The organism is Ruegeria sp. AG7 (assembly GCF_056541545.1).
On the sequence record NZ_JBQFYP010000006.1, the window covers coordinates 247,567 to 271,883 of the forward strand.

Consider the following 24,317-nt stretch of genomic DNA (forward strand, 5'->3'; position numbering starts at 1 on the left):
TGCGATAAAAGCGCCTGAAACAGGCTGGAGACACCAATGCGGATGCCGCGCGCCATATTTGTTCTGACAGTTGCCGCTGCGGTCGCGGCATGTTCGAATCCCGGACTGCGGGATCTGGCGCCTCCGGGACAGGGTCCGGATGAATTTTCGGTATTGCCAGTCAAGCCGCTGACCCAGCCTCAGGATTACGCGTTTCTGCCGGCACCCACGCCGGGTGGCGGAAACCTGACAGACCCGACCCCCAAAGCCGATTTGGTGGTCGCGCTGGGTGGTAATGCCGCCGCCCTGAACCCCAACGCTGGTGTGCCGTCGTCGGATGCGGCGCTTGTGACGGCGTCCAGCCGTTATGGCGTGTCACCCGATACGCGGCAGGTGGTCGAAGCCGAGGACGCCGCATTCCGCAAACGCCGGGGCCGCTGGACCGGTCTGCGCCTGTTCCCTGTCGACCGCTATAATCAGGTCTACGAACGCCAGTCGATCGATCCGTATTCGGAAACCGAAGCCGCCCGCCGGGCCGGGGTCGAGACTCCAACCTCGCCGCCGAATGAATAATTCTTAACTTTCCGTCATCGGGCTTGAACCCGGGCCGCACCACCGTAGTTTGAATGACAGAAACGAAACGGAGGATGCCCCATGGTTCGGGCCCTTGCCTTGTCGGCTGCCCTGATCGCCACCACACCGGCTTTTGCCGAGGGTGGGAAAGAAGCGGTCACCACATTCACTTTGGACAACGGCATGGATGTCGTCGTGGTGGAAGACCACCGCGCGCCTGTTGTGCAGCACATGGTCTGGTACCGCGCCGGATCGGCGGATGAGCCGATCGGGTCGTCGGGTGTCGCGCATTTTCTTGAACACCTGCTGTTCAAGGGCACAGATACTTTGGCACCGGGCGAATTCTCGGCCACCGTCGCGGCCAATGGCGGCAACGACAACGCGTTCACTTCGTATGATTACACTGCCTATTTCCAGCGCGTCGCTGCCGACCGGCTTGAGCTGATGATGCGCATGGAATCGGACCGGATGCGGAACATTCGCCTGAGCGAAGAAGATATCGTGACCGAGCGCGATGTGATCCTTGAAGAACGCAACCAGCGCACCGAGAACAACCCGCGCGCCCTGTTCGGCGAACAGATGAGCGCAGCACAATACCTCAATCACCGTTATGGCGTGCCGATCATCGGCTGGAAGCACGAGATGGAAGAACTGGAACTGGAAGACGCGCTGTCATTCTACCAGACCCACTACGCGCCCAATAACGCCATTCTGGTTGTCACCGGAGACGTTGATCCCGCCGAGGTCCGCACTCTGGCCGATCAGTATTACGGTGTGATTCCCGCCAATGCGGATTTGCCGGAACGGGTCCGGTCGCAGGAACCCCCGCAAACCGCCGAACGCCGTCTGACTTTCAAGGACCCTCGCGTGGCGCAGCCCTACATCCAGCGCAGTTACCTGGCGCCGGAACGCGATCCGGGCGATCAGGAAAAGGCGGCAGCCCTGTTTCTGTTGGCGGAACTTCTGGGGGGCAGCACGACCTCTTACCTGAACGAAAAGCTGCAATTCGATCAGAAAATGGCTGTTTATACCGGGGCGTTCTATCGTGACGTCTCGCTGGATGACACAACATTCGACCTGCTGGTCGTTCCCGCCGAAGGGGTTTCCCTGCAAGAGGCCGAGGATGCCATGGATCAGGCCGTGGCCGATTTCATTGCCGAAGGTGTCGATGAGGACGATCTGAACCGTATCAAGATGCAGTTGCGGGCCGCGCAGACCTATGCACGGGACAATGTGGACGGGATCGGCAACCGCTATGGGCGCGCCCTGACCAGCGGCCTGACAATACAGGACGTGCAGGCATGGCCTGATATCCTTCAGACCGTGACCGGAGACGAAATCATCGCCGCCGCCCGCGACGTTCTGCAACCCGAGGCGTCGGTCACCGGCTGGCTGATGCGCGATGATGAGGTGACGCAATGAAACGGTTTCTCGCAACGCTGATTACCTGTCTGGTTGCACTGCCCGCTTTGGCCGAGATCGAGATCGAGGAAGTAACCTCGCCCGGCGGGATCACCGCATGGCTGGTCGAGGATCACTCCATCCCTTTCACCGCGCTTGAGCTGCGCTTCCGTGGCGGTACGTCGCTGGACGACCCGGACAAGCGCGGCGCGGTCTATCTGATGAGTGGGTTGATCGAGGAAGGGTCCGGCGAAATGGACGCGCGGACCTATGCGCGCGAGCTTGAGGCGCTGGCCGCATCGTTCCGCTATAACGCCGGTGACGACACGGTTTCGATTTCCGCACGTTTTCTGACCGAAAACCGGGATGAGGTTTCCGACCTGCTGCGTGAGACGATTCACGAACCGCGCTTTGATCAGGACGCGGTTGACCGTGTGCGCGCGCAAATCCTGTCCGGGCTGCGATCAGATCAGACCGACCCGAACGAGATTGCAGGCCGCAACTTTGCCCGGATGGCCTATGGCGATCACCCTTACGGTTCCGAAGGCAAGGGCACGATCGAAAGTGTCTCGGCGCTGACACGGGATGATGTGGTAACGGCGTATGAAAGCGTTTTTGCCAAGGATCGCCTTTATGTGGGGGCCGTCGGCGATATCACGGCCGAAGAACTGGGCGCATTGCTTGACACGTTGCTCGCCGACCTGCCGGAAACGGGCAAGCCCATCCCGGGCAAGGCCAACGTGACCATCCCCGGCGGGATCAGTGTTGTCGAGTTTGACACCCCGCAATCCGTGGCGCTGTTTGGCCATGCCGGAATAGATCGGGACGATCCCGATTTTTTTGCCGCCTATATCCTGAACCACATCCTTGGCGGTGGCGGGTTCGAAAGCCGTCTGATGCAGGAGGTGCGCGAAAAGCGTGGCCTGACTTATGGGGTTGGAACCTATCTTGTGCCCAAGGATCTGGCCTCGGTTTACCTGGGGTCGGTGTCATCGGCCAATGACCGCATTGCCGAGGCGATAGAGGTTATTCGAAACGAATGGGCGCGCGCCGCCACCGAAGGGGTGACGCAGAAGGAACTGGACGATGCCAAAACCTATCTGACCGGCGCTTATCCGCTGCGCTTTGACGGCAACGGACAGATTGCCGGGATCATGGTGGGGATGCAGATGGAGGGATTGCCCATCGACTATATCGCCACCCGCAATGACAAGGTGAACGCGGTCACACTGGAAGACGTGAACCGCGTTGCATCCGAACTGTTGGACCCGGACGGCCTGCATTTCACTGTTGTTGGAAAGCCGGTTGGTCTGGAAACTACCAACTGAACTGCAAGGGGTGAGTTGCGGCTCACCTCTTTTTCATACTCCGCAGCATATCGCCCATCATCTGCCCGAACTTGCCCGATCCGCGCTGATAGAGTGCCCCGTCCACGGCCAGAACCGTGCCGCTGATATAACTGGCCAGATCCGAGCTGAGGAACAGGCAGGCATTGGCCACGTCCTGCGGTTGACCCCAGCGGCCCAACGGCACGTCCCGGCGAAGTTCTTCGTGGGCGTTTTGGGTGGGCGCAAGGCGTCTCGCACCTTCGGTGCCTTCGATGAACCCCGGCACAACCGAATTCACCCTTATCCCCTCGACACCCCATTCCATTGACAAGGTGCGGGTGATCTGGTCGACTCCCGCCTTGGCGGCGCAGACATGGGACTGGCCCTCATACGGCAGATAGGATTGCGGGGCCGAGATATTGATGATGCTGGCACCGGGGCGTTTGAGGAACGGATAGGCCCCCTTCATCACGTGGATCGTGCCCATCAAGTCGATATCGATCACGGTCTTGAACGCGTTGACTGACATTTCGGATGCCAGCGCCGGGAAATTGCCCGCCGCGCCCGAGATCAGCACATCGAAATCCCCGAAGGCGTCATGGAACTGCTTCAGTCCCGCCGCCACAGCGTCGGCATCGCGCACATCAAACGCAGCCCCAATCGAATCCTGTGCGCCCGCGGCCTTCAGCGCAGCGATGGTGTCATCGACCTTTTCCTGCGACCGGCTGGCCACGGCCAGTTTGGCGCCCGAGGCCGCAAAAGCCTCGGCAATGCCGCGATTGATACCGCTGGTTCCGCCAATCACGATGACGGTTTTTCCTGAGAAATCCATTTAGGCCTCCCTTGGCAGGGAGCCCTACTCGCCGTAGGGCACCCAGATGTTTTTCACTTCGGTTGCAGCCTGAAGGAAGCGGCGGGAATGGTCCATGCTCCAATCAAATGCCGTCGCGTTATTGACCCAGGTCCGTTTCAGGTTCCCGGCTGAAACGACCTCGATCTCTTTCGACAGGTCGGTGGACGAGAACGACCAGACAGCGTCGACATTCAGATGCGAGGCCAGGGGTTTGGCCAGTTCCGCATGACTACCGGTCAGGATGTTGACCACACCAGCGGGCACGTCCGAAGTCTCAAGGATCTGGTAGAAATCCGTCGCCGCCAGCGGGTAGGGCTCGCTGGACACCAGAACCGTCCGGTTGCCCATCGCAATCGCAGGCGCCATAGCCGAGACCAGACCCAGCAGCGGCGCCTCGTCCGCACAAAGCGCGCCGATCACGCCAACGGGTTCCTTCATGGCGATGGCCACGCCCCGGATCGGAACGCCATGCACCTGACCGTCATATTTGTCGGCCCATGCCGCGGCAGTGAACAGGCGCTGGATCGAGGCCTCAACTTCTTTCGCGCCGTCTTTCCTGCCGGTCATGGCGTCGATCCGCGCCGCGAACTCACCAGCGCGGGCCGAGAGGTTTTCGCCGATGTAATACAGAATCTGGGCCCGCAGATGGCCGGTGGTCTTGGACCAGCCTTTTGCACCTGCCGCAGCCTCGACCGCGTTGCGCACGTCCTTGCGGTTGGCAAGACCCACATGGCCCAGCAGGCCGGACTTGCCCCAGATGGGTTTTGAATATCCGCTGTCGGGTCGTGCCTGCTTGCCGCCGATATACATCTTGGCGGTGCGGTCGATGGGGTCGACCGGGGCCCCTTCGCCCATGGCTGCCTCGACCTTTGTCAGCGGCTTGGCCTTACCCTTGGGTCTGATATAGGCGCTCAGCCCTTCCCAACCGCCTTCGCGGCCAAAGCCGCTTTCGCGGACCCCACCGAACCCGGCAGCGGCGTCAAACAGATTGGTGGCATTCACCCAAACCACGCCCGCAACCAGCTTGGGCGCGATATCCAGCGCAAGGTTCACATTCTCGGTCCAGACAGTCGCCGCCAGACCATACCGGGTGTTGTTGGCCAGCTCGACCGCCTCTTCCGGTGTGCGGAAAGTCGAAGACACCAGCACCGGGCCAAAGATCTCTTCCTGCATCAACGGGTCCGAGGTCTCGAGCCCCGAGATCAGTGTCGGCGGGTAATAGCAACCGTTTGCGGGAAGATCGCAGGCGGCTTGGTGCACATGGCCCGCAGTGTTGCTTTCGACCATTCCCTTGATGGTCTGCAACTGAACCGGGTCCACAACTGCGCCCACGTCGATGCATTTATCCAGCGGATTGCCGACGCGCAGCGTGTCCATCCGAGCGCGCAGCTTGTCGTGGAAACGGTCGGCGATGCCTTCCTGCACCAGTAGGCGCGAGCCCGCACAACAGACCTGACCCTGATTGAACCAGATCGCATCCACCAGCCCTTCGATGGCTGAATCGATATCGGCATCGTCGAACACGACATAGGCCGACTTGCCGCCCAGTTCCAAAGTCAGTTCCTTGCCCGAACCCGCCGTCGCCTCGCGAATACTGCGGCCTACCGAGGTCGAGCCGGTAAAGGCAATCTTGTCTACGTCCGAGGCCACGATCATCTCACCCACGGCACCGTCTCCGGTGACGATGTTGACGACACCTTTCGGCAGACCGGCCTGTGTGCAGATATCGGCAAACAACAGCGCCGTCAGCGAGGTATATTCAGCCGGTTTCAGAACCACCGTATTCCCCATCGCCAGCGCAGGCGCGATCTTCCACGCCAACATCAGCAAGGGGAAGTTCCACGGAATGATCTGACCGCACACACCCAGCGCTTCGGCGTCGGGCAGCTCGCTTTCCATCAGCTGCGCCATGCCGGCGTGATAATAGAAATGCCGCTGCGCGAGCGGAATATCGATGTCACGCGATTCCCGGATCGGTTTGCCGTTGTCGAGGCTTTCCAGCACCGCAAACAAACGCGAATGCTTTTGCAGCAGGCGCGCAATTGCATAGAGATACCGCGCACGGCCCGCGCCGCCCAGTTTCTCCCAATTCGGCTGAGCCTTGCGCGCGGCGGCTACAGCGGCGTCCACGTCGGCCTGCTTGGCCTGCGTCAGTTTCGCCAGAACCTCCCCGGTCGCAGGGTTGCGGCTGTCAAACCCTTTGCCAGGCTTGGTGAACGCACCATCGATATAGTGTCCGAACTTGTCGCCTTGATCGACCAGCCAGGCCAGCGCCTCGGCGGCGCTTTCGGGGGCGGGGCCGTATTCCATGGTCTCAAAAATCTCTTTGACTGTCATGACTTCATCTTTTCCCAAATACTCACTGTCCAGACATATCCACGGGCTCAGCCCATCGAATGCCTGTAACCAGCCGAGTAAGCCCCGGTCACATAGTGTTCCAACTGCCGCTCGATATCGCCCAGCAACGACGAGGCGCCAAAGCGGAACAGATCCGGTTCCAGCCAGCGGTCGCCCAGCTCGTCCTTGATCAGCGACAGATAAACCAGCGCGTCCTTAGCTTTCGAAATACCACCCGCAGGTTTATACCCGACCCGATATCCAGTGCGGTCATAGTAATCGCGGATCGCGCGGATCATTACCAGCGACACGGGCAGGGTGGCGTTGACGCTTTCCTTGCCTGTCGAGGTCTTGATGAAATCCGCCCCGGCCATCATGCAGACCAGCGAGGCGCGCGCGACATTGCGCAAGCTGCCCAATTCTCCGGTCGCAAGAATGGCTTTGACATGGGCATCGCCACAAGCCACGCGGAACGCCTTCATCTCATCATACAGGGCCTGCCAGTCACCTGACAGCACATGACGGCGCGAAATCACGATGTCGATTTCCTCGGCCCCGGCTTTCACGCTTTCCTCAATCTCGGCCACGCGCAGATGGAACGGGGACAGGCCGGCGGGAAAGCCGGTGGACACGGCAGCGACCGGAATGCCAGTGCCTTTCAAAGCGTCCACAGCGGTTTCGATCATATCGTGATAGACGCAAACCGCCCCTGTCGTGATCGGCGGCATGTCCAGAGCCTGAAGAACCGAAGGCGCAACCGGCTGACGGGCCTTCGCACACAAGCGGCGCACACGGCCCACCGTATCATCGCCCGACAGCGTGGTCAGGTCGATCATCGTGATGGCTTTCAGCAGCCACGCAGCCTGATATTCCTTCTTGACCGAACGGCGGCCCGGCAATGTGGCCGCACGGCGTTCAATCGCGGAAGTATTGGCCTGAACGGCGCGCACCCAGTCCAGATCCAGTTCCATTCCTGGGTTCCGGGGTTCGGTCACTTGCGGCAGATGCGCGGTGCGCACGGGGCTTTCTGAGCTCTGCGTATCCATGGTTACGTCCTTTGGGAGGTTTGCGACAAAATCGCACGGGTGGCCCGGGAATGGAAGGTGTTCCGGCGCAATGATCGAATATTTTTGACCATTTGGACAAATAACAGAGGTTTTCTTGCGAATAATTCTCATTAGCGTTGACTTAGTTGCGAATGGTTCTCATATTTGATCCAACACGTATCCAAATCGAGGTTGGAAATGATTCGTCGGCATTACCTTGCACTTTTGGCTCTGGCCCTTTCGGTGCCAGCCATGGCGTTTGCCGGGGCACCGCTGAAAGTGGTGGCCACAACGGGCATGATTGCAGATGCGGCGCGTCAGGTCGGTGGTGATCTGGTTGAGGTCAGAGGGCTTATGGGCCCCGGCGTTGATCCCCATGCCTATCGCCAGACGCGCAGCGATATTGTGGCGATGACCCGAGCAGACCTGGTTCTGTGGCACGGCCTGTATCTCGAAGCGCAAATGGAAGACTTCTTTCATGATCTTGAGCGGAAACGGACCGTTATTGCGGTTGCAGAAGGCGTAGACAAGTCCAGGCTGCGCGCGCACGACAATTATGCCGACAAGTATGATCCGCATCTATGGATGACGCCCGTGCTGTGGCGCGAGGTTGTTGTGGAGGTGCAGCGCGCCCTGACCGAAGCCCGCCCCGAAGCAGCCGAGGTTTTTGCCGCCAATGCACAAGCCCATCTGGCGGACATAGATCGTCTGACGGCCTATGCCGAGGAAACCTTGTCTTCGGTACCGGATCACAACAAGGTTCTGGTCACCGCCCACGACGCCTTTGGCTATTTCGGCGAAAGTTTCGGGTTCGAGGTTCTGGGCATTCAGGGCATCTCGACCCAATCCGAGGCGGGCCTGAACCGGATCGGAGAGTTGGTTGACCTGTTGGTTGATCGCCGGATCACGGCGGTCTTCGTCGAAAGCTCGGTTTCTGACCGGTCGATCCGCGCGCTGATCGAAGGGGCCGCCGCCAAAGGGCACGAGGTGAAGGTCGGGGGCGAGTTGTTCTCGGACGCCATGGGCGAGGATGGCACCTACGAAGGCACTTACATCGGGATGCTGGATCACAATATCACCGTCATCGCAGGCGCATTGGGCGGAGAAGTTCCCGATCGCGGCATGAACAGCAAACTGTCAGCGGGGTTCTGAGAGATGCTGGGGCTGATCAGCAACGAAGGTGTGACGGTCCAGGAACAAAACCTGGATAACAGCCCTCTGGCTGTGCGGGGGCTGACGGTTTCCTACGGACAGAAACCTGCGGTCTTTTCGGTTGATATGACGGTTACGCCCGGCGCGATGACCGCCATTATCGGGCCAAACGGCGCTGGAAAATCAACGCTGCTCAAGGCGGCGCTGGGCATCGTTACGCCATTGTCGGGGCAGGTGACAGTATTTGGTCAGCCGCTGAATTCGCAACGCGCACGTGTCGCCTATGTTCCCCAACGTGCCAGTGTGGACTGGGATTTCCCGACACGGGTGATCGACGTGGTTCTGATGGGTCTGTCGCGTGAACTGGGCCTGTTGGGCCGCTTGCGCGCGCGCCACAAGGCCCGTGCGATGGATTGCCTGAACCGTGTCGGAATGCGCGATTTCGCGGATCGCCAGATTGGCCAGCTGTCCGGTGGCCAGCAACAGCGTGTGTTTCTGGCGCGTGCTCTGGCTCAGGATGCTGATCTGTATCTGCTGGACGAGCCGTTTGCCGGTGTCGACGCTGCTACTGAAAAAGCCATCATCGCGGTGCTGAAATCACTGAAAGAGTCCAGTAAGACAGTCGTTGTCGTGCATCACGATCTGGCCACCGTGACCGACTATTTCGACCACGTTTTCCTGATCAACACCCGCAAGGTGGCCGAAGGGCCGGTGGCCGAGGCGTTCACTGCCGAAACGCTGCAATCGGCCTATGGTGGCAGGTTGGCAACGGCACAGATCGATCAGATTTCACGCGCGCTGGGATAACTCATGCTTTGGGATGCTCTGACCCTTCAGCTTGGCTATAACGCCACGCTGGTAGCCATCGGTGCGACATTGCTGGGCGTGTCGGCGGGCGTAACGGGGACATTCCTGTTTCTGCGCAAGCGCGCCCTTGTCAGCGACGCAATCAGCCATGCAACCCTGCCGGGCGTCTGTATCGCATTCATGGTGCTGGTCGCTCTGGGCGGGGACGGGCGCAACCTGCCGGGCCTGCTGGTTGGGTCCGCAATTTCAGCCTGGGTTGGTCTGTTGTGCATGAACTGGCTGACACGGCGTACCCGCCTGGCTGAGGACGCCGCGATCGGTGCGATCCTGTCTGTGTTCTTCGGCTTTGGGATCGTGCTGCTGACGGTCATCCAAACCATGGGGGTTGGCCGTCAGGCCGGGCTGGAAGGTTTCCTGTTGGGTTCGACCGCCGGAATGCTGTGGGCCGATGCGGTGATCATCGCACTTGGTGGCGCCTTGACCTTGGCTCTGGTGCTGATCATCCGCCGTCCGATGACCCTTGTCGCATTCGACCCCGAATATGCAGCGGCGCGCGGGTTGCCGGTGCATCGTATCGATCTGGCCATGATGGGGCTGGTCATGGCCGTGACCGTGGTCGGCCTGAAAATCGTCGGCCTGATCCTGATCGTGGCTTTACTGATCATTCCGGCAGTGACCGCCCGGTTCTGGTCTGACCGCTCGGAACGCGTTGTTCTGTTGGCCGGGCTGGCCGGTGGTCTGGCCGGATATATCGGCGCTGCCATATCCGCATCTGCGCCCAATCTTCCAACCGGCCCGATTATCGTGCTGGTCAGCTTTGCCTTTTTCCTCGCCTCCCTCTTCTTCGCCCCGATGCGCGGCGTTCTGGCGGCAGTGCTGCGGCATCTGCGGTTTCAGCGCCGAGTGCATATTCGTCAGGGGCTTCTGGCGATGGCGCAAGGGCAGAAGATCTATGAGCCCCTGACCTTGCGTTTGCTGCGGCGTGCCGGGCTGGTCCGGGCGGATGGCGTGGCGACGGACACCGGCAAGGCCCGCGCGGCCAAAGCCCTGCGGGATGAAAAGCGATGGGAAATCGTGCGTGCCGATCAGGCGCACGAGGCGACAGCTGCGCTCTATGACGGGTTGCGCGATATCGAAACCGTTCTGACACGGGACCAGATTGATGAGATCGACCGCCAGATTGGCGGACCGCAAGGGATACCGGCATGAGTGGTGAAGAATTCGTCCCGCTGTCTCTGACGCCGCTGCTGATCGGAACATTTGCGGCCATCGCCTGTGCCTTGCCCGGCAACTTTCTTGTGTTGCGAAAACAGGCGCTGATCGGCGATGCGATCAGCCATGTGGTGCTGCCGGGTATCGTTGTTGCGTTCCTGCTGACAGGTGCCATATCCACTTGGCCGATGATGTTGGGCGCGGCCGGGGCCGCGGTTCTGGCTGTTGTCCTGATCGAGGCCATTCGCCGACTGGGGCAGATCGAACCCGGGGCCGCCATGGGCGTGGTCTTTACCACAATGTTCGCGGCAGGCGTTCTGCTGCTTGAGCAGACGGATACGTCAACCGTGCATCTGGATGTGGAACATGCGCTTTATGGCAATCTCGAAAGCCTGATCTGGCTGGACGCGACCGGGTGGTCTTCGTTGCTTGACGCTCAGGCCCTTGCCGGATTGCCCCCGGAACTGCCCCGTATTGCGCTGACACTGGTGGGTGTGATGCTGTTTACATGGCTGTTCTGGCGACCGCTGAAAATATCCACCTTTGACGAAGGTTTCGCCCGCACGATTGGTATTCGCACGGGACTTCTGGGCATGGCGCTCGTCATCACTGCGGCTATCGCGGCGGTTGCCGCTTTTGACGCGGTAGGCTCGATCATCGTGATCGCGATGTTTATCTGCCCTCCGGCAGCCGCGCGGATGCTGACCAACCGGCTTGAGGCGCAGATTGGCTGGAGCGTCGTGATCGCTATAACCTCTGCCGTGACAGGGTATGTGCTGGCAGGATACGGGCCCCTGTGGCTGGGCGCAGCGGATGCGGTCAGTGCGGCAGGGATGATCGCAACGATGTCCGGGCTGATCCTGGCGCTGGCGGCCATGTTTGGCCCATGCCGCACACGTGTTGGTGTTCAGACATCAGCCTGAGACGGCATTTTCCTGCCGCAGATGCCCGAGCGTCATCGGCCAAACTCTGCCCAGATGCCGTTAAGGTTAATCTTAAGCAGATTTTTGGGAAGTCTCATGCTAGAGGGCTGCCCATTGACTAGCTGAACACACCACTCACTTTGGTACGCCCGGATGGTACGGAATGGGATTCATTCACAGCTGTCCGGGTGCCCCTTTCCGAACAGAAGACATGCTCAAACCGGTGGTAGAATCGTGCGCGGTTGTGCTAGGTCTAGGGGTATGGCGCAGACAAACCCCAATATCAGCGAAAATCGCCCCGTGATCAGACAGCTTGACGATGCTGCGATCAACCGTATTGCGGCGGGTGAAGTGGTGGAACGCCCGGCCTCGGCCGTCAAGGAACTGGTCGAGAATGCACTGGATGCCGGGGCCACGCGTGTAGCCGTCGAAATCGCCGACGGGGGAAAGACGCTGATCCGCGTGACCGACGATGGGTGCGGTATCCCGGCTGAAGATTTGCCGCTTGCCCTGTCGCGCCATGCCACATCAAAGATCGACGGATCGGATCTGCTGAATATCCACACCTTCGGGTTTCGAGGCGAAGCCTTGCCTTCGTTGGGGGCTGTCGGACGCCTGACCATAACCAGCCGTGCGCCGGGTCTGGATGCGGCGCAGATCCATGTCGCGGGTGGCAAGATGGGTTCGGTCAAGCCTGCCGCCCTGCGCGCGGGCACGGTGGTCGAGCTGCGCGATCTGTTCTTCGCCACCCCCGCCCGGCTGAAATTCATGCGCACCGATCGGGCCGAGGCGCAGGCGATCACGGACATGGTGAAGCGGCTGGCGATGGCTGAGCCATCCGTCACATTTACCCTGCGCGATGTCTCGGGCGGTGGCGTAGGCCGCGTGATCTTCCGCGCGGATCGCGAGAATGGCGACCTGTTTGACGCCTTGCACGCCCGTCTTGCCCGTGTGATCGGGCGCGAGTTTGCTGAGAATGCGCTGCGGGTCGATGCCTCGCGCGACGGCCTCAGGCTTTTTGGCTATGCGGCCCTGCCGACCTATTCCCGTGGCGCTGCGGTGGCGCAGTACCTTTTTGTCAACGGGCGTCCCGTGCGCGACAAGATGCTGACCGGCGCTTTACGGGCGGCTTATTTCGATTTCCTAAGCCGGGACCGTCACCCGGCTGCGGCATTGTTCATCGACTGCGACCCGACATTGGTTGACGTGAACGTTCACCCTGCCAAGTCCGAGGTCCGGTTCCGCGATCCCGGCGTTGCGCGCGGGCTTATCGTATCCAGCCTGCGCCACGCATTGGCAGAGGCCGGGCATCGCGCGTCCTCGACCGTGGCCAATGCGACCTTGGGTGCAATGCGACCGGAACCCGCGCAGTCTGCACCAGCGCGGGTCTATCAGATGGATCGCCCGTCGCCTGCAGCGCGCCAGGCTGCGTACCGGGCACAGGCTCCGGGTTTTGCGGAACTGGCGCATGATTACAGCGGCAGCATTGTCGATCCGATCCCGGTTGCACCCGCTTCGCAGGGTCAGGAGCCTGATGCCCAGAATCTTCCACTGGGCGCCGCGCGCGGACAGGTGCATGAAAACTACATCATCGCCCAGACTGCCGATGGAATGGTGATCGTTGATCAGCACGCCGCGCATGAACGGCTGGTCTATGAAAAGCTGAAAACACAGATGGCCAAGACGGGCGTTGCGGCGCAGGCGCTTTTGATCCCTGAGATTGTTGAGTTGTCCGAAGGTGACTGCGCCCGTCTGATGGCTGTCTGTGATGACCTGTCCCGTTTGGGGCTGACCATCGAACCCTTTGGCGGAGGCGCCATTGCCGTGCGCGAAACCCCGGCCATTCTGGGCGAGGTCGATGCGCGCGCGATGATCCTGGATATCCTCGACGAACTGGCCGAACAGGGCGAAAGCCAGATGGTGCAGGCAAGGATCGAGGCGATTCTCAGCCGGGTTGCCTGCCACGGCTCGGTTCGGTCCGGCCGCCGTATGCGGGCCGAGGAAATGAACGCGCTGCTGCGCGAGATGGAGGCGACGCCGCATTCCGGCCAGTGCAATCACGGGCGACCAACATATGTGGAACTGAAGCTAAGCGACATCGAACGCCTGTTCGGGCGCAGTTGATCCATTGGCCACTGCAGGTTAGTAAGAATAAAACAAGAACATTCGAGGCGACATGATCAAGATTGCAGGAACAGAATATGCACTGGATGACCCGGTTGTTCTTATCGTGGGCGGAACAGTTGCGCTGATCCTGCTACTGCTGTTCCTGTCGTTGCGCGCCGCTAATCGCTCGGCCCGGATGGCGGAACCGCTGGCGCGGCAGATGGCGCTTCTGGGTCAGCATGTGCAGCAGCTGGGGCAGGGGCAGGAACAGTTGCGCGGCGGCTTGCAGCATGTTTCGGACACGCAAGCCAACGCGCAGGTACAGGTGATCCAGACGGTCGAGGCACGCTTGTCCTCGGTCCAGCAGCAGATGAATGACCGGCTAGCGGATAACGCGATGAAATCGGCCCGCGCGCTGGCCGAGATGCAGGAACGGATGAAGGAAACCCTGCACGGTTCGTCAAAACAGACGGCGACATCACTGACGCAGCTGCAGGAACGTCTGGCCGCCATCGACAAGGCGCAGGACAATATCACGAAACTTTCGGGCGATGTTCTCAGCCTTCAGGATATCCTGTCGAACAAGCAGCGGCGCGGGATGTTTGGTGAGATTCAGCTGAACGATATCGTGTCCAAGGCACTGCCCGCGGACAGCTATTCGCTGCAAGCCACCTTGTCGAACGGCAGGCGCGCGGATTGCCTGGTGCATCTGCCTAACCCGCCTGGCCCGATCGTGATTGACGCGAAATTCCCGCTTGAGGATTTCGAAGCACTTGCCGCCGCGCAGACCAAGGCAGATGTTGAAAGATGCCTGCGGGCTTTTGGCGCTGCCGTGAAAGTGCATATCAAGGCCATTTCCGAGAAATACATCCTCGAAGGGGAAACCGCTGACGGTGCCCTGATGTTCGTCCCGTCCGAAGCGATCTATGCCGAGCTGCACGCCCGCCTGCCCGATGTGGTGCGCGAAGGGTTCTCCGCACGGGTCTGGATCGTCTCTCCCACCACCTGCATGGCCACGCTGAACACGATGCGGGCGATCCTTAAAGATGCGCGCATGCGTGAACAGGCCGGTGCGATCCGCAAAGAACTGGGATTGCTGCACAAGGATGTGGACCGTCTGGGTGACCGCGTTTCAAACCTCGACCGTCACTTCGGTCAGGCGGCCAAGGATATCTCGGAAATCAAGATCAGTGCCGAAAAGGCCGGCCGCCGGGCGCAGCGGTTGGATAATTTCGACTTCGAAGAAATCGCGCCCGATACTGAAACAGAGGTTGTACCTCTGGCGCGTCACGAAGGCTGAGGATCCTGTTGAAAAACTGAACCGGCACCGGGCCGGTTCTGATGGGCCAGCGCCTGCAAGCGTTCAGATACGCAGAAAGGGCTGGAACAGGCGCGGCATCAGCTTGTTGAATTTCAGCGGCGCATCCGTAACCGCCAGACAAATGCAGTCTTCCGAGATATCCGCCACAGGCGTATGTTCAAGATCCTCGTCAGCGATCTCGACATCGCCGCGGGCAAAGCGGTCAACCTCGTCCGAGAAAGCCCCTTGCAGAACCATTGTCAGCTCCATGCCGTTATGGCCATGATCCGGTACGGCGGCACCGGCTGGGATGAACAGCAATCGGGCGGTGGCGTCTTTAGTGGTCGGCAGGATCGCCTGTTTGACGCCCATGCCAATCGGCCTCCAGCGGATGTCCTTGACTGTTCCACCCACGTAATCCTGCAACGGGGCCGGCAGAACTGCACATCCCGGGCGAACGGGCTTGGGCGCCGGAGCACCCTTGGCGATCAAAGCCATCGTGGCCGCCAGAGAGGTTTCGCTCATGCTGACTGCCTCACTCTGCTTGTCAAGAACTTGCCCGCCAACGGCGTCATAGCTTTCTGCGCGCGCACGGCAGTGGTCGCATAGGGACAGATGCGTGGCGACCATCAGATCGAAGGCTTCGGGCAGGTTGCCTGCGGCATAGGCCATCAGCAGGTCATCTATCAGGTGATGTTTGATCAACTTGTTCATCTTACTCATCTCAATTCATCGCGTGGCGCAAGCGATCCAGCGCCAGCCGTATCCGTGACTTGATAGTTCCCAGTGGCAATCCGGTTTGTGACGCTATTTCCCGGTGACTCAGGTCGCCGAAATACGCCTTCTCGATCAGGTCCCGCTGCGCATCCGGTAACGCCTGCAAGGCGGTGCGCAGTTGCGCGGTTTCCTGTTGCAGCGCGATGACGTCATCCTGATCGGGCTCTGCCTCGGGACCCCAACCCAGATCCTCGGGTTCAGGACGGCGTTGCTTGCGCAGCACGTCAATGCGCTTGTTCCGTGCGATGGTGAACACCCACGTGGCCACAGTGGCACGCGTCGGATCGAACAGGTGGGCCTTGTGCCACAAGGTCGCCATCACCTCTTGCGCGCACTCTTCTGCCATGGCGGCATCAGCCCCTGACTTCATCAGAAAGGCCTTGATACGCGGCGCGAAGTGCTGGAACAGATCGGCAAATGCCGCCTGATCCTGCGCATCCCGGATGCGTCTGACGTGGTCCACCCATTCGGCCCTGGTCTCGCGCTTGCCGTTGATGTCGTTCACCCGCCTACCCTTGATGTGTTTGTTGATGCGCCAAGGTTGAGGGGCGGGTGTTTCAACCGCTGGTCCGTCCAAGGTCGCTGTATTGGTCTGGGTAAACATAACCACATTACGGCGCACGCCCCAAGCCGGATCACTTTATTGGGACATTTCGATCGCGGCGCTGATCCACTTGTTTGTTCAAGATCAAAGACGCAGGCCGCTGTCGGTGGTTGTGATGGCGTAACAACCGCGAACACGAGGAGTGGAAGAGATGTTGGAAATCTCGGCAAGAAAAGTCGCCCAGGTCGCCATGATGGGCCGCGAACTGAACCGGGCCGAGGGCGAGTTGCGGGCATTCATCGACCGCATGAGCGAAGACGAGCAGGCCGAACTGGTTGCCATCATGTGGATCGGGCGCGAGAGCTTTTTCGCGGAAGATCTGGCCGAGGCCATCGCCACCGCCAAGTCCGAGGCTTCGACCCCCTGTGCAGACTACCTGATCGGAACACCGCACATGTCTGACCACCTTGAGAATGGTCTGGACGCACTGGGAATATCTGCGGAAGACGTAGAAAACGATCTGATGTAGGCCCTTCGGCGGCATCACCCAAAAACAGACTTGTGCGTTGGTCGCCAGCGTCGGATACCAAGGCCAACGCGCCTTCCGCTGCGCGGGCACTCCTGTAAGTGAGGAACAGGTAGGGCGGACCGGCCGCGAATAGCTGCACGCGTCATCTCAACAAACTTTAATGATTCCGACTGGCGGCCTTAACGGTGACCTCCCTTATTTGAAGCTATCACAACCAAGCAACTCAAATTTCGGAGGAACCAGCAATGACCCATGCACAGACGATTGACACTCATAAGGGCCTCTTGGACGGCCTCTTTGCCAAATATGCCGACGCAAAAGTTGAACATTTCCGACGTCAGATTTTCTCAAAAACCGTTCGGAAGCTGGAAAAGCTCAGCGACAAGCAGCTGAACGATATCGGCATTCCCCGCGACCAGATCCGTCGGCGCGCTTATCACAGCGTGTATCACAACGCACCCTACCAGCAGTGACCCGAAAGTTTCGCAACCCTTGCGTGAGGTAATCAGTATGTTTGACTTTATCCCCTCAACCAATCAACCGACCCCGGCCGCCAGCGCCTTGTTGCTGTTTGATCGCGCCATGCGCATTCGAGCCATCAGCCCGGATATCGTTCGGGCCGCTCAGCATCTGAACGGCCTGACCGACCATCAGCTGGCAGAGCTTGGCATCAACCGCAGCGATGTCGAAGACACCATCGAGCGCTATATCTGAAGATACCTTCAGAGAAATCCAGACGAGTTTACCATGCCTGAAGAAGAACAATGAAAGCCATTCCAGAAACTCTGGAATGGCTTTTTTCGTGCGATCAGGCCGTATGATCCACGATCTGCAAGTGCTGGGCCAACCTGTCGATCTCGGCCATCCAGCCCTGTACTAGTTTTGGGTCGCTCGGGGCTGCGTGAACGCCTGCCGGGATGGCGCGGTTCAAAACGGCCTCGACGGCAAGTGAAACCGGGATCGATACCAGACGCGCCATTGCTGTGCCGCGCTCATCGCCCCAGGCGTCCATGACATAGGTCTTGTGCCATACAGGAACGCCGTCTTTCTCGGCTTTCAGTCCAACACACAGCACAACGCGGTCGGGCTCACCTTCGTCATAGGCGTTTTCGCTCCAGAACTGGTCAGACATCTCTTTCAGACGCGCATCCCCTTCCGGACCCGACAGGGTTTCGATTTCACGGAACACATCCGACCACGCATCCGCCCAACCGTTCAGGCGCAGGGTGCCGCGGACGAATTCTCTGACTGGCCAGTGATCCTCGAACTGGTACCGCGCCTTGAACGGGATCGAGTCGCGGTTGGGATAGACCTCGAAACTTTCCGGCGTTGGCAGCGGCGCGATATAGCTGCTGATCGCATCCCACGGACGGGCAACGTCCAGCGGGGCATAGTCGCGGATCGACTTCGACGGCGACCGCAGCGCCTTGAGCACACCCATCGGCGACCAGCTGAACTTGTAGCGGAACGGGTTCGGGATCTTGGGAATGCCACCGCAATACGAAATAAAGCTCAGGTGGTTTTGCGGATCGAACGCATCCGAGGCGCGATAGTCATCGACCAGTGCATGGGCCATCAGGTGGTCGATGCCCGGATCCAGACCAACTTCGTTGACCAGCGCCACACCGGCCTCGCGCGCCTTGTCGTCCAGTTCGCGCATTTCGGGCGCGATATACGATGACGAAACGAAATTGGCCTGTTTCGCAATCGCCAGTTCCGCCAGTGGTACGTGCCAGTCGCCCGGCAGCATGGACACTATCACGTCGCCCTTCTCGAGCACATCACCCAGAGCGTCGATGTCGAAGGCGCGAATATCGTTGGTCAGGTCCCCAACCTCGGCCCTGGCTTTTTCGACCGTCCGGTTCCAGACAGTGACCTTGTGACGGCCCTCGATCAGGCGGCGCAGGCCGGGGATGGCCGACAGGCCGGTGCCACACCAGTGAATCGTCATCGCTCAGATCCCTTCGATATGTGTTTTGTAAGTTGCTTCTGCCCGACCCCAGACGCCGCTGTCCAGATCGGTCAGGGTCAGAAGCGACGGCAAAAGCTGTGCCGCATAATCTTCCGAACTTTCGACCGGCAGCATCGACGGCAGGTTATCGATGGCCATCACGTCCATCACCGGATCGGTTGCCACGCGCAAAGCGGGCGCGTCCCATGTGGTTGCACGGTCATAGACCGGCACCGGGTTGTAATCACTGTCCGGGTCGCAGGCGACATCGCCGATAGCAGTCAGGTTGCGCGGGGCAGTCAACGCCTCACGCGGAACAAAGACCGGGGTTCCGGGGCGCGCGAAGATGCAGTTCAGGAACAGGTCGTGGTCCAGAATTTCCGGAAACGGTCCGCCGCTGGCGGTTTCCGCCATGTCCCATTTGGTGACGTCGACGCCCATCGCGTCGCACAGGTCTGCGGCCCCCGTACCCACGCGACCCAGTGCACCGATCACGATGGCGCGGGGGCGTGGGGCTCCGGTGGCGTCCAACTCGGCCAGCAATTCAGAGTTCAGAACGTCTTTGCCTGCATACACCCCAACCGGCGGGCATGCCTCGCCCCGTTGCTGTGCCGCCCACGTCTTGAGCGTTACCGCAGCACCGGCATACCCGGCCCAGTAACCAAAGGCGGCAACGCGGCGGCCATCTTCGCTCACCAGATATTCCAGATCATAAAGCGTGCCGCCCCCGGCCTTGAACCGCTCCAGCAGCGCACGACCCGAATGCTGGCCCTTATAGGCATGGCCGAACATGATGTGGCGATGGGGCAGGGGGGTGCCATCTTCGGGCAGTTCCTTGAGGCCAAAGATGATCGCATCCAGCGGGGCCTCGGGCCACGAATTCTCAGCCGCGATTGCACAGCCAGCGTCCTTGTAGCCATCAATCGGAATGGCGCGGACATGGCTTTCCTCAACCGTCACGCGGATACCTGCGGCGATCAGTGCTGCGGCTCCTTCGGGTGTCAGCCCCACCCGTTCCTCGTTCGGGCGCTGTTCCGCCCTGACCCAGAGATGTGTCATCTTAGTTCCTTTTGTCAGAGCATCCCGGCAGCGCGCACCGCCTGAACCGAAGGCCGTGCCTCCATCGCCTCGCGGAAGGCGATGATCCTGGGAAAGGCCGAGACATCGACGCCGTCGCCTTCCAGCCAGCTGCAAACCACATAAAGATAGGCATCGGCCAGAGAGAACGCGTCCCCCAGAACAAACGGCCCGCGCAGCCCGTTTGACGAGATATAGTCGCAAGATGCAGTCATCGTCTGCGCGACCTTGTCCGTCATGTCTTTCCAGCTGGATTTCTTATCGGCCCAGCGATGCCCGCGCAGCTTGTGGGCGTGGTTCACATGCATGGTCGAGGCCAGATAGAACATTACCTCACGCATGCGGGCGGCCATGACCGGATCAGCTGGTACCAACCCGGCCTCGGGTGCCTTGACCGCAATATATTCCAGCAACGCGCCGGTCTCGGTCAGGATGCCGCCATCGACCACCAGCGCCGGAACGCGCCCCTTGGGATTGATCTGCTTGTAGGCCGGTTTTGTCTGTTCCCCATCGGCAAAGTCCAGCTTGATTGCTTCATAGTCCAGTCCGGCCTCTTCCAGAGCAATCGCAACAGCGACCGAGATGGTTCGGGGTGCGTAATAAAGCTGCATCGGGGATCTCCAATCTGCTTCCTACAGGTGGGTCTGCGCAAACTGCCGGTCAGGTGCTTCCAGATGCGGCACCGCATTGAACAGGACCGGGCTCAGCTGCGCGCCAATCGGGTGCAGACGATGCATCGACGTGTTCATGATGGCAAGGGCCACCCGCGCCATCGACGGGATGTCCAACCCCATCGCCTGCCGCACCACCATCGAGATCAACCCGCCCGAGGTCACGACGATGGCCGGTCCGCCCTCGGTCCCGATCTCGTGCAGCGCATCGCGGACGCGGGCTTCAAACGCCTCGAAGGTTTCCGGAGCGTTCTCGATCTTTCCGCTGGCCCAGGCCGCGAAGGTTTTGGGCAAGTGTTCGACAAATCCCTCTCGATCGGTCGGGATTTCGACGCCATGCTGTTCTTCGAATAACTGTGCAAGGGTGAAATACTCGATCTCGTTCAGCCGTGCGTCGTAGACAGAATCGGTCAATCCCATGCTGGTGACCGTCTCGGTGTGGCGGGTCAGGGTGCCACAATAGACGCGTGTATAGTGGCTGCGGGTGTCACGCAGATGCGCGCCCAGCCAGCGGGCCTGTTGATGGCCCAGATCGCTCAGCTTGTCATAGCTTGCTTCGTCGCGCGCTGTCGTGTTTGCCTGCCCGTGGCGCACCAATGTGATATGTGACATGTCGCTCCCTCTTGCGCCGAAGTCTTAGGGCAGGTTCCTTGCCGGGACCAGAGGGGTTTCTTGATCTCGCCGGAAAAACATTCGCAGCTGTCCGGTTTCTGGCTATGGTCGCCCTGACCAACTGCGCCCGGAGGGATTCATGGCCGTCGATCACACGCGTTTTCTGGATGATCTGCACAAGCTGCGTGAATTCGGTGCCTCGGGTGTGGGCAAAGGAGTCATCCGCCCGGCCTATTCAAAAGCGGATATCGCGGCGCGCCAATGGCTGGCGGACCGTATGGCCGACGCAGGTCTGACACCGCATTTCGACCCGGTCGGCAACCTGTTCGGGCTGGCGCCTGGCCGTTCTCTGCTCATGGGGTCGCATTCCGACAGCCAGCCCGAAGGCGGCTGGCTGGACGGCGCGCTCGGCGTGATTGCCGCGCTGGAGATCGCGCGGTCCAGCGACCAGCCGATCTCGGTCGTCAGTTTTCAGGATGAAGAAGGCCGGTTCGGTGTGACCACGGGCTCGGCGGTCTGGTCCGGCGGTCTGCCGCTGGACAAGGCCGATGTGTTGACCGACGGTGCCGGCGTCAGCTTTGGTGAGGCCAGATCTTCCATGGCGAACCTGTCGCAGGGTTTTGTCGATCCCGCGCGGTTCAGTGGCTTTGTCGAGATGCATATCGAACAGGGCCCCTCTCTGGACGCTGCGAACGAGCAGATCGGCGTCGTTACCGATATCGTCGGCATCCGGGACATGTCGGTCACTTTCGAAGGGCAGCAGAATCACGCGGGCACCACGCCGATGCATTTGCGCCGCGATGCGTTTCAGGCGTTGTCACTGTTCAGCACGCGCCTCAACGAACGGTTTCGCAACGTGGTGACACCGCAAACCGTCTGGACCATCGGGCGGGTCGACCTTCACCCCAATGCGTCGTCCATCGTGCCGGGTCGGGCGCGGTTCTCGATGCAGTGGCGCGATGGCGATCCGGATCGGCTGTCGCGGATGGAGGAGATCATCCGTACCTCAGCCCAGGAAGTAGCCAGGGAACGGGACATGGTATTGACCTACGGCCCTTTGCTTGGGTTGGAACCTGTCACGATGGATCAGACCCTGCGCGTGGCGCTGGAACACGGTGCCGAACAGGTGGCCCCCGGCAGGTGGCGCAGGATGCCGTCGGGCGCGCTGCACGATGCCACAAACGTGTCGCGCCTGATGCCTGTTGCGATGCTGTTTGTGCCCTCAATCAACGGTATAAGCCACGATTTTTCCGAAGATACCGCCGAAAGCGATCTTGTGGCCGGGCTGAGGGTGCTGGATCTCGCAGTGCAGTCACTTGAAGGGCGGGTGCGATAAGGTGCGGGTAAAATACTGTTTTTACAGGCCATTGCGGTTGGTTTGTCTGGTGTTATCGTCGCGCTCGAAACTGTGATCGGCAAACCCATGCAAAAGTCAAAAGACCAATGTTGCCTAACGGAAAAAAGTTTCCTATAGGAACGCAAAGGATGCATACGCCCGTATACAGACTTGTCCCACAGGCGGTACTCTGTTTCGCAAGTTGACCGGAATCCTTGCAAAATTGATAGCGTGGGGCAGACTGACGGGAATGCGTTCGAAACCGAAAGATACGAAAAGGTATCCAAGATGACCGAGATTAGACGCACGCCGTTGTATGGGCTTCACGTTGAGTTGGGCGGCAAGATGGTTGATTTTGCCGGGTGGGAGATGCCAGTTCAGTATCCGCTGGGGATCATGGGCGAGCATAAGCAGTGCCGCGAGAAGGCGGCGTTGTTTGATGTGTCGCATATGGGTCAGGTGATTTTGCGGGGCGAGAATGTGGGCGCGAAGCTGGAAGCTCTGTGCCCGCAGGCTTTTGCGACGCTGAAGGACGGCAAGGCGCGGTACGGGTTCTTCACCAATGCCGAAGGCGGGATCATGGATGACCTGATCGTGTCGAATGCGGGGGATCATTACTTTGTGGTCGTGAACGCGGCGCTGCGCCATCAGGACATTCCGCATATGCGCGACAATCTCGAAGGTGTCGAAGTGACCGAGATCTTCGACCGCGCGCTGGTGGCCGTGCAAGGTCCCAAGGCCGAGGACGTGGTGGGCGCGCTCTGCCCTGCGGCGTGCGACCTCAAGTTCATGGAAACCACGATTGCTGACATCCTGGGTGTCGAATGCCGCATCTCGCGGCTGGGCTACACGGGTGAGGACGGGTACGAGATCTCGATCCCCGAAGACAAGGCGATCGAGATTACCCGGGCGTTCCTGGCGCATGAGGATTGCGAACCGGCGGGTCTGGGCGCGCGCGACAGCCTGCGGCTGGAGGCGGGTCTGTGCCTGTACGGCAATGACATTGACCAGAGCACCTCGCCGGTCGAGGCCGGCCTTGGCTGGGCGATGCAGAAACGCCGCAAGGAAGAAGGCGGCTTTCCGGGTGCGGAACGTGTGCAGCGCGAACTGGCCGAGGGGCCTGCGCGCAAGCTGGTGGGCATCAAGCCCGACGGCCGCGCGCCCGCGCGTCAGGGGGTCGAGGTGCAATGCCTTGAGGGCAACACCATCGGTCAGATCACCTCGGGCAGCTTTGGCCCCACGGTCGGCGGCCCGGTTGCAATGGGCTATGTGTCCGCGGGCCATGGCGAGCCGGGCGAGAAGGTCAACCTGATCATCCGGGGCAAGGCGCAACCGGCGCAGATCGTGGCGCTGCCCTTCGTCAAACAGAATTACAAGCGTTGAAGTCAGGAGAGAGACACCATGGCAACCTATTATTCCGAAGAGCATGAATGGCTGGCGGTCGAAGGCGACACGGCCACGCTGGGCATCACCAAACACGCGGCCGAGCAGCTGGGTGAGGTGGTCTTTGTCGAGCAGCAGGAAGTGGGCGACGAGTTCGACAAGGACAGCGAGATCGGCGTGATCGAATCCGTCAAGGCCGCCTCCGAGCTTTACGCGCCGGTTGATGGTGAGATTATCGAGGTGAACGAGGCGCTGGCCGACAATCCCGGCGCGCTGAACGACGACCCCGAAGGCGAGGCCTGGATCTACAAGATCAAGATCGCCGATGCCGCGCAGCTGGAAGATCTGATGGACGAAGCCGGCTACAAGGCCTTCATCGGCTAAATCCGGCCCGGAGCCCCAGAGACCGGGGCTCCCCGC

General features: G+C 60.4%; 24 protein-coding genes. 15 read left to right on the forward strand and 9 right to left on the reverse strand.

All coding sequences use genetic code 11. The features are described from left to right. Positions 1 to 36: 36 nt before the first annotated feature. From ACR0BF_RS10700 to ACR0BF_RS10710, 3 genes are all read left to right on the forward strand, one after another. Positions 37 to 552 (forward strand): DUF3035 domain-containing protein, encoded by a 516-nt coding sequence (locus ACR0BF_RS10700; protein ID WP_480474232.1) that lies wholly within the window; start codon positions 37 to 39, stop codon positions 550 to 552. A gap of 81 nt (positions 553 to 633) precedes the next feature. Then, on the forward strand, positions 634 to 1,974 hold the full coding sequence (locus ACR0BF_RS10705) for a M16 family metallopeptidase (RefSeq protein WP_480624880.1): 1,341 nt from the start codon (positions 634 to 636) through the stop codon (positions 1,972 to 1,974). Next, positions 1,971 to 3,281: a M16 family metallopeptidase gene (locus tag ACR0BF_RS10710; protein ID WP_480624881.1), complete on the forward strand. Its 1,311-nt coding sequence runs from the start codon at positions 1,971 to 1,973 to the stop codon at positions 3,279 to 3,281. The genes ACR0BF_RS10705 and ACR0BF_RS10710 overlap by 4 nt, the downstream gene beginning before the upstream one ends. Before the next feature lie 22 nt (positions 3,282 to 3,303). On the opposite strand, the gene ACR0BF_RS10715 is transcribed toward ACR0BF_RS10710, so the two are convergent. The 3 genes from ACR0BF_RS10715 to deoC are packed head-to-tail and all read right to left on the reverse strand — an operon-like array spanning position 3,304 to position 7,517. Beyond that, entirely contained in the window at positions 3,304 to 4,113 is an 810-nt protein-coding gene (locus ACR0BF_RS10715) for an SDR family oxidoreductase (RefSeq protein WP_480554417.1), read from the reverse strand. 24 nt (positions 4,114 to 4,137) lie between these two features. Beyond that, positions 4,138 to 6,471: an aldehyde dehydrogenase family protein gene (locus ACR0BF_RS10720; RefSeq protein WP_480624882.1), complete on the reverse strand. Its 2,334-nt coding sequence runs from the start codon at positions 6,469 to 6,471 to the stop codon at positions 4,138 to 4,140. Positions 6,472 to 6,518: 47 nt separating this feature from the next. Then, on the reverse strand, positions 6,519 to 7,517 hold the full coding sequence (deoC, locus tag ACR0BF_RS10725) for a deoxyribose-phosphate aldolase (protein ID WP_480474226.1): 999 nt from the start codon (positions 7,515 to 7,517) through the stop codon (positions 6,519 to 6,521). 198 nt (positions 7,518 to 7,715) lie between these two features. Between deoC and ACR0BF_RS10730 the strand changes: the two genes are divergently transcribed. The 6 genes from ACR0BF_RS10730 (at position 7,716) to ACR0BF_RS10755 (ending at position 15,017) form a co-directional block, all read left to right on the forward strand. Beyond that, positions 7,716 to 8,669: a metal ABC transporter solute-binding protein, Zn/Mn family gene (locus tag ACR0BF_RS10730; protein ID WP_480624883.1), complete on the forward strand. Its 954-nt coding sequence runs from the start codon at positions 7,716 to 7,718 to the stop codon at positions 8,667 to 8,669. A gap of 3 nt (positions 8,670 to 8,672) precedes the next feature. Further along, positions 8,673 to 9,476, forward strand: coding sequence for a metal ABC transporter ATP-binding protein (locus ACR0BF_RS10735; protein ID WP_480517955.1), 804 nt, complete (start codon positions 8,673 to 8,675; stop codon positions 9,474 to 9,476). A gap of 3 nt (positions 9,477 to 9,479) precedes the next feature. Then, on the forward strand, positions 9,480 to 10,685 hold the full coding sequence (locus ACR0BF_RS10740) for a metal ABC transporter permease (protein ID WP_480493931.1): 1,206 nt from the start codon (positions 9,480 to 9,482) through the stop codon (positions 10,683 to 10,685). After that, positions 10,682 to 11,611: a metal ABC transporter permease gene (locus ACR0BF_RS10745; protein WP_480474222.1), complete on the forward strand. Its 930-nt coding sequence runs from the start codon at positions 10,682 to 10,684 to the stop codon at positions 11,609 to 11,611. The genes ACR0BF_RS10740 and ACR0BF_RS10745 overlap by 4 nt, the downstream gene beginning before the upstream one ends. A 261-nt stretch (positions 11,612 to 11,872) precedes the next feature. Continuing rightward, positions 11,873 to 13,735 (forward strand): DNA mismatch repair endonuclease MutL, encoded by a 1,863-nt coding sequence (gene mutL / locus ACR0BF_RS10750; RefSeq protein ID WP_480493930.1) that lies wholly within the window; start codon positions 11,873 to 11,875, stop codon positions 13,733 to 13,735. Positions 13,736 to 13,787: 52 nt separating this feature from the next. Further along, complete coding sequence (locus tag ACR0BF_RS10755) at positions 13,788 to 15,017, forward strand: DNA recombination protein RmuC (RefSeq protein WP_480517951.1); 1,230 nt, start codon at positions 13,788 to 13,790, stop codon at positions 15,015 to 15,017. Positions 15,018 to 15,080: 63 nt separating this feature from the next. On the opposite strand, the gene ACR0BF_RS10760 is transcribed toward ACR0BF_RS10755, so the two are convergent. Both ACR0BF_RS10760 and ACR0BF_RS10765 read right to left on the reverse strand, forming a co-directional pair. Next, the gene (locus ACR0BF_RS10760; RefSeq protein WP_480554421.1) at positions 15,081 to 15,731 is read right to left on the reverse strand and encodes a ChrR family anti-sigma-E factor; all 651 of its coding nucleotides are present in this window, start codon (positions 15,729 to 15,731) and stop codon (positions 15,081 to 15,083) included. A 10-nt stretch (positions 15,732 to 15,741) separates the two neighbouring features. Continuing rightward, on the reverse strand, positions 15,742 to 16,398 hold the full coding sequence (locus ACR0BF_RS10765; protein WP_480517947.1) for a sigma-70 family RNA polymerase sigma factor: 657 nt from the start codon (positions 16,396 to 16,398) through the stop codon (positions 15,742 to 15,744). 151 nt (positions 16,399 to 16,549) lie between these two features. Between ACR0BF_RS10765 and ACR0BF_RS10770 the strand changes: the two genes are divergently transcribed. The 3 genes from ACR0BF_RS10770 to ACR0BF_RS10780 all read left to right on the forward strand — a co-directional run bounded on the left by ACR0BF_RS10770 (position 16,550) and on the right by ACR0BF_RS10780 (position 17,581). Next, the gene (locus tag ACR0BF_RS10770) at positions 16,550 to 16,867 is read left to right on the forward strand and encodes a DUF3775 domain-containing protein (protein ID WP_209505065.1); all 318 of its coding nucleotides are present in this window, start codon (positions 16,550 to 16,552) and stop codon (positions 16,865 to 16,867) included. A 245-nt stretch (positions 16,868 to 17,112) separates the two neighbouring features. Continuing rightward, a complete protein-coding gene (locus ACR0BF_RS10775; RefSeq protein ID WP_480474217.1) occupies positions 17,113 to 17,340 on the forward strand; it encodes a DUF1127 domain-containing protein in 228 nt (75 codons plus the stop codon). Between the two features lie 37 nt (positions 17,341 to 17,377). Then, positions 17,378 to 17,581, forward strand: a complete 204-nt coding sequence (locus ACR0BF_RS10780; RefSeq protein WP_480474216.1) for a DUF1127 domain-containing protein — start codon at positions 17,378 to 17,380, stop codon at positions 17,579 to 17,581. A gap of 94 nt (positions 17,582 to 17,675) precedes the next feature. On the opposite strand, the gene ACR0BF_RS10785 is transcribed toward ACR0BF_RS10780, so the two are convergent. The 4 genes from ACR0BF_RS10785 to ACR0BF_RS10800 are packed head-to-tail and all read right to left on the reverse strand — an operon-like array spanning position 17,676 to position 21,178. Then, complete coding sequence (locus ACR0BF_RS10785; protein ID WP_480624884.1) at positions 17,676 to 18,818, reverse strand: saccharopine dehydrogenase family protein; 1,143 nt, start codon at positions 18,816 to 18,818, stop codon at positions 17,676 to 17,678. A 3-nt stretch (positions 18,819 to 18,821) separates the two neighbouring features. Continuing rightward, entirely contained in the window at positions 18,822 to 19,877 is a 1,056-nt protein-coding gene (locus ACR0BF_RS10790) for a saccharopine dehydrogenase (RefSeq protein ID WP_480493926.1), read from the reverse strand. Between the two features lie 14 nt (positions 19,878 to 19,891). After that, the gene (locus tag ACR0BF_RS10795) at positions 19,892 to 20,506 is read right to left on the reverse strand and encodes a glutathione S-transferase family protein (RefSeq protein ID WP_480624885.1); all 615 of its coding nucleotides are present in this window, start codon (positions 20,504 to 20,506) and stop codon (positions 19,892 to 19,894) included. Positions 20,507 to 20,527: 21 nt separating this feature from the next. Beyond that, complete coding sequence (locus ACR0BF_RS10800; RefSeq protein ID WP_480624886.1) at positions 20,528 to 21,178, reverse strand: histidine phosphatase family protein; 651 nt, start codon at positions 21,176 to 21,178, stop codon at positions 20,528 to 20,530. A gap of 139 nt (positions 21,179 to 21,317) precedes the next feature. On the opposite strand from ACR0BF_RS10800, the gene ACR0BF_RS10805 reads away from it, so the two are divergent. The 3 genes from ACR0BF_RS10805 (at position 21,318) to gcvH (ending at position 24,281) form a co-directional block, all read left to right on the forward strand. Continuing rightward, positions 21,318 to 22,514, forward strand: a complete 1,197-nt coding sequence (locus ACR0BF_RS10805; RefSeq protein WP_480624887.1) for a Zn-dependent hydrolase — start codon at positions 21,318 to 21,320, stop codon at positions 22,512 to 22,514. 288 nt (positions 22,515 to 22,802) lie between these two features. Then, positions 22,803 to 23,897 (forward strand): glycine cleavage system aminomethyltransferase GcvT, encoded by a 1,095-nt coding sequence (gene gcvT, locus ACR0BF_RS10810; RefSeq protein WP_480624888.1) that lies wholly within the window; start codon positions 22,803 to 22,805, stop codon positions 23,895 to 23,897. A gap of 18 nt (positions 23,898 to 23,915) precedes the next feature. Further along, positions 23,916 to 24,281, forward strand: a complete 366-nt coding sequence (gcvH, locus tag ACR0BF_RS10815; RefSeq protein ID WP_480474211.1) for a glycine cleavage system protein GcvH — start codon at positions 23,916 to 23,918, stop codon at positions 24,279 to 24,281. Positions 24,282 to 24,317 lie beyond the last annotated feature (36 nt).

Excerpts from the sequence above, each read along its gene's own strand:
- ACR0BF_RS10700 (WP_480474232.1), top strand. The coding sequence starts at position 37 with ATGCGGATGCCGCGCGCCATATTTGTTCTGACAGTTGCCGCTGCGGTC.
- ACR0BF_RS10705 (WP_480624880.1), top strand. The coding sequence starts at position 634 with ATGGTTCGGGCCCTTGCCTTGTCGGCTGCCCTGATCGCCACCACACCG.
- ACR0BF_RS10710 (WP_480624881.1), top strand. The coding sequence starts at position 1,971 with ATGAAACGGTTTCTCGCAACGCTGATTACCTGTCTGGTTGCACTGCCC.
- ACR0BF_RS10715 (WP_480554417.1), bottom strand. The coding sequence starts at position 4,113 with ATGGATTTCTCAGGAAAAACCGTCATCGTGATTGGCGGAACCAGCGGT.
- ACR0BF_RS10720 (WP_480624882.1), bottom strand. The coding sequence starts at position 6,471 with ATGACAGTCAAAGAGATTTTTGAGACCATGGAATACGGCCCCGCCCCC.
- deoC (WP_480474226.1), bottom strand. The coding sequence starts at position 7,517 with ATGGATACGCAGAGCTCAGAAAGCCCCGTGCGCACCGCGCATCTGCCG.
- ACR0BF_RS10730 (WP_480624883.1), top strand. The coding sequence starts at position 7,716 with ATGATTCGTCGGCATTACCTTGCACTTTTGGCTCTGGCCCTTTCGGTG.
- ACR0BF_RS10735 (WP_480517955.1), top strand. The coding sequence starts at position 8,673 with ATGCTGGGGCTGATCAGCAACGAAGGTGTGACGGTCCAGGAACAAAAC.
- ACR0BF_RS10740 (WP_480493931.1), top strand. The coding sequence starts at position 9,480 with ATGCTTTGGGATGCTCTGACCCTTCAGCTTGGCTATAACGCCACGCTG.
- ACR0BF_RS10745 (WP_480474222.1), top strand. The coding sequence starts at position 10,682 with ATGAGTGGTGAAGAATTCGTCCCGCTGTCTCTGACGCCGCTGCTGATC.
- mutL (WP_480493930.1), top strand. The coding sequence starts at position 11,873 with ATGGCGCAGACAAACCCCAATATCAGCGAAAATCGCCCCGTGATCAGA.
- ACR0BF_RS10755 (WP_480517951.1), top strand. The coding sequence starts at position 13,788 with ATGATCAAGATTGCAGGAACAGAATATGCACTGGATGACCCGGTTGTT.
- ACR0BF_RS10760 (WP_480554421.1), bottom strand. The coding sequence starts at position 15,731 with ATGAACAAGTTGATCAAACATCACCTGATAGATGACCTGCTGATGGCC.
- ACR0BF_RS10765 (WP_480517947.1), bottom strand. The coding sequence starts at position 16,398 with ATGTTTACCCAGACCAATACAGCGACCTTGGACGGACCAGCGGTTGAA.
- ACR0BF_RS10770 (WP_209505065.1), top strand. The coding sequence starts at position 16,550 with ATGTTGGAAATCTCGGCAAGAAAAGTCGCCCAGGTCGCCATGATGGGC.
- ACR0BF_RS10775 (WP_480474217.1), top strand. The coding sequence starts at position 17,113 with ATGACCCATGCACAGACGATTGACACTCATAAGGGCCTCTTGGACGGC.
- ACR0BF_RS10780 (WP_480474216.1), top strand. The coding sequence starts at position 17,378 with ATGTTTGACTTTATCCCCTCAACCAATCAACCGACCCCGGCCGCCAGC.
- ACR0BF_RS10785 (WP_480624884.1), bottom strand. The coding sequence starts at position 18,818 with ATGACGATTCACTGGTGTGGCACCGGCCTGTCGGCCATCCCCGGCCTG.
- ACR0BF_RS10790 (WP_480493926.1), bottom strand. The coding sequence starts at position 19,877 with ATGACACATCTCTGGGTCAGGGCGGAACAGCGCCCGAACGAGGAACGG.
- ACR0BF_RS10795 (WP_480624885.1), bottom strand. The coding sequence starts at position 20,506 with ATGCAGCTTTATTACGCACCCCGAACCATCTCGGTCGCTGTTGCGATT.
- ACR0BF_RS10800 (WP_480624886.1), bottom strand. The coding sequence starts at position 21,178 with ATGTCACATATCACATTGGTGCGCCACGGGCAGGCAAACACGACAGCG.
- ACR0BF_RS10805 (WP_480624887.1), top strand. The coding sequence starts at position 21,318 with ATGGCCGTCGATCACACGCGTTTTCTGGATGATCTGCACAAGCTGCGT.
- gcvT (WP_480624888.1), top strand. The coding sequence starts at position 22,803 with ATGACCGAGATTAGACGCACGCCGTTGTATGGGCTTCACGTTGAGTTG.
- gcvH (WP_480474211.1), top strand. The coding sequence starts at position 23,916 with ATGGCAACCTATTATTCCGAAGAGCATGAATGGCTGGCGGTCGAAGGC.